The sequence below is a fragment of the Allobosea sp. 01N443 genome, from assembly GCF_056399325.1.
This window is the reverse complement of the sequence record NZ_JBFTRC010000396.1, coordinates 1-1061: the sequence shown is the minus strand read 5'-3', so window position 1 is coordinate 1061 and position 1061 is coordinate 1. Positions and strand designations below refer to the sequence as shown.

The window sequence follows — 1061 nt, the reverse complement described above, 5'->3', positions numbered from 1 at the left end:
GCGCGCATATGTCGGGTCTCGACGTGGATCACCGGCAGTACCGCCTCGACCAAGCCGGCATAGAGCCACGGTGAAAGCGGTCCTGCCTCCAGACCAATGCGAGCTCAGATGTGGCCGAGGCCGATGGCGCTGATCGCTTCAGGGTGTGCGATACACGACCTTTCCCTGGCGATCGACGATACAGACCGCGGTCTCTTTCACGGAGACATCGAGGCCGACGTGGTGCTGCTGGCTCATGGTGGGGCTCCCACGTTGGATCGGGGCACCATCATGCCGCGGCTTCCGCCGCGCGACCATCGTCGAGGAATGACGATCTATCTTTGGAGCGGCAAGCGCGTTGCGTATCTGAAGAAGAGCAATACCGGGTACGACGTCTACGGCTTCAACGGTGATCATCTCGGCTGGTCGTTACCACTGGCACCCTCGATGATCGCTACGAGATGAGCGGGCTGCTGTCAGAGGAAGAATGGGAAGCAACGTTCGGCATGCGCGAACGATTGGCCAGTTAAGTGCGGCTCCACTTTTTCACACAGTAAGGCGAGTTGGATGACCCGCATCAGGAGAGGTAGCGCTCCGTGTCACTGCGCCTGACCGTGAGGCGCGGTAGTGGCCAAGACTAAGTCGTCGATTGCCTTCTTGAGGGATAGGAGCCCTTCACGGCTACTTTGAAGCTGGCACGAAAGGACCGGGACGATGGGGATAGTCTGGTCGCGCATTACGGTGGGGCGACCGGTAATCAAAACGATGCTGTAGAGGCCGTTCCCGTGCAGAAGGCCGCCGACGCCGTCACAGGCTATCGTAGGAGCCCCATAGTCGACGGCGGCAGGCCTCGATGACTCCTCGGATGTGGTCAAAATCCACCCCCTACCTTTTGGAACTTTTGCCTGATCCTGCTGCACAGCTACGACAGAGGGCGTTGTCACGTTAACCGCGGACCATTGAAGCGAACTCAACCGGGTGACGGGCTCACGCTGCGAGGCCAGCGACGGCTTTCCATTGTGCCATGGCGCACAGACGATGCAGATGGATGGCGAGGGCGGAGCGACGGGACCGGGGCGGGA

The 1061-nt window shown here is 60.6% G+C and carries 1 protein-coding gene and 1 pseudogene; one reads left to right on the top strand and one right to left on the bottom strand.

The genetic code is table 11. The features are described from left to right. Nucleotides 1-237 (bottom strand): annotated as a pseudogene (locus AC1DRP_RS36645) (IS110 family transposase); the annotation flags it as partial. A 33-nt stretch (nt 238-270) separates the two neighbouring features. Between AC1DRP_RS36645 and AC1DRP_RS36640 the strand changes: the two are divergent. Further along, nucleotides 271-444, top strand: a complete 174-nt coding sequence (locus AC1DRP_RS36640; protein ID WP_441508491.1) for a 4-fold beta flower protein — start codon at nt 271-273, stop codon at nt 442-444. The last annotated feature ends 617 nt before the right edge of the window (nt 445-1061 follow it).